Origin of the sequence: Halorubrum sp. CBA1125, from assembly GCF_009742825.1 — an archaeon.
In the GTDB taxonomy this organism is placed as follows: domain Archaea; phylum Halobacteriota; class Halobacteria; order Halobacteriales; family Haloferacaceae; genus Halorubrum.
In genome coordinates, this window is record NZ_WPCE01000167.1 from 1 (window position 1) to 6,446 (window position 6,446).

Here is a 6,446-nt window from a genome sequence, read left to right on the forward strand (position 1 = left end):
GGGGAGGCGTGAGGCGCGGGGCTGTGCGGGACGGATGGGACTCAAAGGGGAAGCGGCGAGGCTGGGGCTTTGGAAGTGTTCTCGGTGGCAACAGTCGCTTCCACCCGAGCGGCTGGGACCTTGGAGCTGGCTATCGCGCTCGCAGCGACTTATCGCCCGGTGAGTGCCTCGCTCGCGGGCGCGAAGTCGATCGGCTTCCCCCGCCCGGCGTCGCTCGCCCGCTCGTAGAGCATGGCGGCGGCCGCGGCCGTCTCGATCCCGGTACCGCCCGAGTCGAACACCGTGACCTCCTCCGCGCTCGTCCGACCCGGGTGCACGCCGGCGACCACCTCGCCCAGATCGGCCGCGACGTGGTCCGCGTCGACGAGCCCCGCGTCGACCGCGGCGAGGAAGGAACCGGCGTCCTGGGTCGCCCGCTCGCGGATGTCGGGGACGTACGTCGCCCGGGCGATCAGCTCCGGCGGCAGCTCGTTCTTCTCCGGGTGGTACTGCCCCATCGCCGTGACGTGCGTACCCGGTTCGACGTCCCCGTCGTCGATCACGGGGTCGCTCGCGGTCGTCGCCGTGATCACCACGTCGGCGCCGGCGACCGCGTCGCCCGCGCTCGCGACCGCCGACACGTCGGCGTCGATCCGGCCGTCGAACTCGTCGCGAAGGCCTCGCGGTTCGCCACGGTCGGCGAGAACACGCGGACCGTCTCCAGGTCGCGCACGGTCGCGGTCGTGGCGAGCTGGCCGCGCGCCTGCGCGCCGCTGCCGATCACGGCGACCTCGGTCGCGTCCGCGCGGGCGAGCGCGTCGACCGCGACCGCGCCCGCGGCGCCGGTCTTGAACGGGTTCATCGAGGCGCCGTCGAGCAGCGCCAGCGGCTCGCCCGAGTCGGCGTCGAAAAGCGGCGTCACGAACCACGCGTCCTCGGCGCCGAAGCCGGCCGAGTAGGTGTACCCGCCCATCACGCCCGTCTCGGGGAGCACCGCGACGTAGGTGGTGAGCATGCCCGGCGGGTCGGCGTTGTACAGCTTCGTGCGCGGCTCGGCGGGCGCGCCCTCCCCGACCTGGCGGTAGGCGTCGCGGACGGCGGCGACGTACTCGGCCGGCTCGGCGAGGTCGTCGACCTCGGCGCTCGTGAGGAACAGGGCTTCCGTCATACTCGATCGGTCGGTCCGGAACGACTAAACCGTGCGGTACGCGGTCGAGAGGAGACCGGTCGAGAACAGTGGTCGGCTCGGCCGGTTCGATCGGCGACGCCTCAGTCCGACGACGCAGCAGCGGACGACGACGAGGCCGAGACGGGAGACGACGAGGCGGCCCGGTCGACGCCGCGGTCCAGCCCGCCCTCGTCGACGACGGGACCCCTGACGAACATCGCGTGGGCGATCAGCCCCGCCGCGACGAGCGCCCCCGCGGGGACGGCGGCCGTCCACGACAGTCCGACCAGCGAGAGGAACGCGGTCACGCCGAGCAGGGCGGCCGGTATCAGCCCGAGGACGTAGTCGTAGTACCCCGTCATATCCATTCGACACTAATAGAACACCACTATTAAAATTTTCTCATGGTTCGACGTGATTACTGTTGTTGCTATTTCAAAGCTACTCATAAGTTATAGATATATCTACCGCACCGGTCGCGAACGGTTGCGAACGGGCGAACGGCCGCGAACGGATGCGACGGGCCGACGAGAGAACGAGTGGAACTGCGTGTCTCAGCGGAGCCGGAAGTACAGCGCGCGCCAGCCGCCGAGCGCGACGGTCCCCGATACGACCATGACGACGGCGAACGTCAGCGCCGCCCCGCCGCGGAAGACGAGCGCTCGGAGCGCGAGCGCCACGACTGCGGCCGGGATCCACGACCGCACGACGAGCGGGATCGACGACTTCGCGGTCTCGACGGCGCCGGCCGAGTAGGCTCCCACGAGCGGCGCGAGGACGGCCCACGCGATCATGAACGGCGCGTACACTTCGAGCAGGTACAGCGGGTTCGACGAGAGGAACGCGGCGCTCGTGTGGTTGAGCGTTCCGACAGTCAACATCGTGACGATCGCGGCTACGTCGCCGACCGCGAGCGGAACGGCGCCGCGGTCGAGTCGAGCGGCGAGGAACGACTGGACGTCCATACCGGCCCGTCGGTGTCCCCCTACTTTGTACGTACGGATCCGCCTCGGCCGGCGGAATCGTCCGGCCCGCGACCGCGGTCCGGCCTCACTCGTACAGCGGATACTCCTCGCACAGCTCGGCGACGCGCTCGCCGACCTCATAGATCACGTCGTCGCTGTCGACGTTGTCGACCACGCGGTAGATGAGGTCGCCGACCTCCTCCACGGCGGCCTCGTCGAACCCGCGGGTCGTGAGCCCGGCGGTGCCGGCGCGGATCCCCGAGGGGTTGAACGGCGACCGCGACTCGCCCGGCACCGTGTTCCCGTTGAGGACGATGTTCGCGGCCGCGAGCGCGTCCTCGGCGTCGCCGCCCGGCAGGTCCGGGTGCGAGTCGCGGAGGTCGGCCAACACGAGGTGGTTGTCGGTGCCGCCCGAGACCAGCGACAGGCCGTGGTCCTGCAGCGTCTCCGCGAGGACCTCGGCGTTGTTCACGACCGCTTCGGCGTACGCCTCGAACTCGGGTTCGAGCGCCTCCTTGAACCCGACCGCCTTGCCCGCGATGTTGTGCATCAGGGGGCCGCCCTGGCCGCCCGGGAAGACGGCCTTGTCGACGTCGTCGGCGTACTCCTCGTCACACATCACGATCCCGCCGCGGCCGGCGCGGATCGTCTTGTGCGTCGAGCCGGTGACGAAGTCGGCGATCCCCACCGGCGAGGGGTGGACGCCCGCGGCGACGAGCCCGGTGATGTGTGCGATGTCCGCGAGGTGGTAGGCGTCGACGGCGTCGGCCGCCGCCTGGATGCGGTCCCACTCGACGGTCCGCGGGTACGCGGAGTAGCCCGAGACGATGATGTCCGGGTCGAACGACTCCGCCGCGACGCGCAGGCCCTCGTAGTCGATGTACCCTGTCTCGGGGTCAACCTCGTACTGCTCGACGTCGTACATCTGCCCGGTGAAGTTCGCGGGGTGACCGTGCGAGAGGTGCCCGCCGTGGGTCAGGTCCAGCGAGAGGATCTTGTCGCCGGGTTCCAACACCGCGTAGTAGACGGCCTGGTTCGCCTGCGTGCCGGAGTGCGGCTGGACGTTGACGTGTTCCGCGCCCCACAGCTCCGTCGCGCGCTCGATCGCGAGTTCCTCGACTTCGTCGGCGTACTCACAGCCCGCGTAGTACCGCGCGCCGGGGTACCCCTCGGCGTACTTGTTCGTGAGGACGCTCCCCTGCGCCTCCAGTACCGCTTCGCTGACGTGGTTCTCGCTGGCGATCATCGCGAGCGTCCGCTCTTGTCTCTCGCGCTCGCCGGCCAGCGCGTCGGCGACCGCCGGATCGACCGCCCGCACGTGCTCGTGCTCCATACGCGAACGCGGGCGCGACCGCGCATTAATCCTTCCGTCACGCGACCGCCGCTTCCGCCACGCGACTGTCGCCACCGACCGAGACGACCGATCGGGAGGACAGCACGGTCGACCGTTTTGATATCGAAATTCTTGTGTACCGGGCCTGTAACAGTCGATAACGAGTTGTTCACCTCGTTGATTCGTTAATATTAAGTGGTAGTTATGTGATCATTCAACGTGACAGATGGCATCGAATATCTTGGAGGCGAGCGTCGAGGACCTCCTCGACGGGGCGTTCACGGCGGACGATGAGTCGGTACTGGTCGTCGATCCCACCAGGGAGACGGTCATCACGCTGGTCGAGGCGGCCAGCGACCGCGACGATTTCAGCGACCTGTCGGTACTGGTCGAAGAGCAGACGCTCAAGCGCGCGATGGACGAGTTCGTCGTCGCCTCGGCCGCCGCCGACCTCGTTGCCGACGACGCGCTCGCGTTCCGGATCCTCCCCGAGACCGTCGGAAACACGCTTTTCGTCTCCGCGTCACGGGTCGCAGTCCCCGTAACCGCCGACGACACCGTCGCCGCGCTCGCGACGGACGAGGAGGACTTTGTCGAGGCGGTGTTCGAGACCCACCACGAGACCTTCGAAGAAGCCGACCCGTACGACCTCCGCACCCCGCCGATCAGCCGCGTCCGCGAGACGATGGCGGCCGAGATCGGCGAGGCGGCCCGCGAGGACTTCGACGCCGTCCTCGCGTCGCTGGCGACGGACGGGACCGACGCCGACCTCGACGAGGTGACCGTGTCGCTGCTCGTGGCGGCGCGCAACGAGGTGCTCCTGTACGACGTCTCGAAGTGGGGCGAGGACGTCGGCATCGCCTCGAAGGCGACGTTCTCCCGGACCAAGACGCGACTGGAGGACCAGGGGCTCATCGACACCGAGAAGGTGCCGATCGACGTCGGCCGACCGCGGCTCCGGCTCAAGCTCGGCGACGACCGCCTCCGCGACGTCGACGCCGACGAGCTGGCGTCGGTCGCCGCGGACCTGATCGCGTAGCTGACGTCCTCGACGCGTAACTGGCGCCCTCGACAGTTTCGCGACGCGCACACGCACGACGCCGCTTCCGACGCTCGGGCTTTTTATTCGCGCCGCGCCTACGCTCGCGTATGAGTTCCCGCGACGACCGCCGCGACGAGGACCTCGAAGCGCGGCTCGACGAGCTCGAGGACGTCCTGTCCGACCTCCGCCGCGACCTCAGAGAGAGCGAGCGGGACCGACGCGAGCCGACGCGACCGCCCCGGCCGCCTCGACTCTCGGAGCTGCTCCGGTTCACGGAACGGTACACGATCCCGACGATCATCGCCCTGTTGGAGACGACGATCAAATCCCTGGAACTGGTACAGGGGACGCTCCGGCTCGCCGATCCGAGTCAGCGTCTCGCCGACGACGCGGACGGGAACGCGACGGCGCGTGGCGGTTCGCTCGCGGACGTGCGCGACGGCGCGACCGCCGGGCTCGCCCGCTCGCTCGCGGAGTTGCAGACGGCGCTCGCGGAGGCTGACCTCCCCGAGGACGCCGTCTCGCGGTCGATCCTCTCCGACGCGCGCGACCTCTCCGCGGAGATCGAATCCCGGATCGAAGAGAGCCGCCGACGGGCCGACGCGGCCCGCCGCGACGAGTCGAGCGTCGGCCGCGAAGAGGCGAGTGCCGACCGCGACGAGGCGAGTGCCGGCCGCGACCAAACGAGCGCTGCCGGTGGGGACACGAACGCCGACCGCAGCGTCCAGATCGACGTGACCGAGCCCGGGGCGGCCGCCGACGATGAGGGGGAGACCGGCGCGGACGACGGGGCCGCAGCCGACGCGCCGGAGGTCGACGTCGAGTCGGAGCTGGAGTCGATAAAACGCCAGCTCGACGACGACGGGACGAGCGACCCGCCCGCCGAGAGCGGGGCGGTCGACGAGTCGGAGCCGACGGACGACGCGTCCGGTGACGACCCCTCCGGTGACGACCCCTCCGGTGACGATTCGCCCGGTGACGACGCGTCCAGCTCCGACTCAGCCGGAGACGGCTCGAACTGACCCGCCTCCGACGCCTCAAAACGTCGCGCCGAGACGTTCGGCGACGCGCTCGGCGGAGTCGATCAGGAGCCGGTCGTCGTCGGTGAACACCTCCAGCGCGACGGTGCCGTCGAAGTTCTCCAGCTCCGCAGCCGCGGCCTCGTAGTCGACCTCGCCGGCCCCGACCGGCAGATGGGTGTCCCCGCGCCGGCGGACGTCGTGGCAGTGGAGGTGCGAGATCCGGTCGCCGTGGTGCCGGAGGAACCGCGTTATCGCGTCGTTACCCCCTTCCATGTACGCGTGGCCGACGTCGAAACAGACCGGCGTCTCCGTCTCGCGGGCGAGATCGCCGAGCACGGAGAGGTGGAGCCCCCGGTGCTGGTGCCCGACGTTCTCGACGACGACCTCGACGCCCGCCTCGCGACCGGCCTCGGCGATCCGCCGGAGCTGGTCGGCGGCGACCTCGCGGAAGTCGACGTCGTCGCGGTCGGCGGAGGTGGCGTGGAGGACCGCCTTCTCGGCGCCCAGCTCTCCGGCGGCCGCGAGGAGCCGCCGCTGGTAGGCGACGATCGCGTCGTTGACCTCGGGGACGTACGTCGCCAGCCGCTGGCTGTACGGGAGGTGGACGAACAGGTCCCGGTTCCCGAGCGCGCTATCGAGCCGGTCCGGATCGATCTCGCCCGGCACGAGCGTCGGCTCGCCGATCCCGAGCTCACAGAAGTCGAACCGCGGGGGCGAGGCCGCGAGCCGGTCGAGGTCGTCGCCGACGGTCACCCCGATGTCCATGGCGGGCCGTGGGAACGGCGACCTTGTATAGATGGCGTCGACGATTCGGAGACCCAGTCACGGTCTAGTTGCGAGACGCTTTTCGATCGCTCAGTACAGGTGAGAGAACGAATGATTGTGGTGGCGCGCCCGGGGCGGGCCGGAGGCCCGCGACCGGAGCGCGAGGCTGGGG

The 6,446-nt window shown here is 69.9% G+C and carries 6 protein-coding genes and 1 pseudogene; 2 read left to right on the forward strand and 5 right to left on the reverse strand.

Annotated features, from left to right (window positions below):
- Nucleotides 1-149: 149 nt before the first annotated feature.
- The 4 genes and pseudogenes from GJ633_RS12845 to glyA all read right to left on the reverse strand — a co-directional run bounded on the left by GJ633_RS12845 (nucleotide 150) and on the right by glyA (nucleotide 3,445).
- Nucleotides 150-1,147: pseudogene (locus tag GJ633_RS12845) on the reverse strand (ornithine cyclodeaminase family protein).
- Between the two features lie 101 nt (nucleotides 1,148-1,248).
- The gene (locus GJ633_RS12850; protein WP_156589142.1) at nucleotides 1,249-1,509 is read right to left on the reverse strand and encodes a hypothetical protein; all 261 of its coding nucleotides are present in this window, start codon (nucleotides 1,507-1,509) and stop codon (nucleotides 1,249-1,251) included.
- Nucleotides 1,510-1,701: 192 nt separating this feature from the next.
- Nucleotides 1,702-2,112, reverse strand: coding sequence for a DUF3054 domain-containing protein (locus tag GJ633_RS12855; RefSeq protein WP_156589143.1), 411 nt, complete (start codon nucleotides 2,110-2,112; stop codon nucleotides 1,702-1,704).
- Nucleotides 2,113-2,197: 85 nt separating this feature from the next.
- Nucleotides 2,198-3,445, reverse strand: coding sequence for a serine hydroxymethyltransferase (glyA, locus tag GJ633_RS12860; protein ID WP_156589144.1), 1,248 nt, complete (start codon nucleotides 3,443-3,445; stop codon nucleotides 2,198-2,200).
- A 226-nt stretch (nucleotides 3,446-3,671) separates the two neighbouring features.
- On the opposite strand from glyA, the gene tbsP reads away from it, so the two are divergent.
- Both tbsP and GJ633_RS12870 read left to right on the forward strand, forming a co-directional pair.
- Nucleotides 3,672-4,484: a transcriptional regulator TbsP gene (gene tbsP / locus GJ633_RS12865; protein WP_156589145.1), complete on the forward strand. Its 813-nt coding sequence runs from the start codon at nucleotides 3,672-3,674 to the stop codon at nucleotides 4,482-4,484.
- A 110-nt stretch (nucleotides 4,485-4,594) separates the two neighbouring features.
- On the forward strand, nucleotides 4,595-5,509 hold the full coding sequence (locus GJ633_RS12870; protein WP_156589146.1) for a hypothetical protein: 915 nt from the start codon (nucleotides 4,595-4,597) through the stop codon (nucleotides 5,507-5,509).
- A 15-nt stretch (nucleotides 5,510-5,524) separates the two neighbouring features.
- On the opposite strand, the gene GJ633_RS12875 is transcribed toward GJ633_RS12870, so the two are convergent.
- Nucleotides 5,525-6,274, reverse strand: a complete 750-nt coding sequence (locus tag GJ633_RS12875) for a sugar phosphate isomerase/epimerase (protein ID WP_156589147.1) — start codon at nucleotides 6,272-6,274, stop codon at nucleotides 5,525-5,527.
- Nucleotides 6,275-6,446 lie beyond the last annotated feature (172 nt).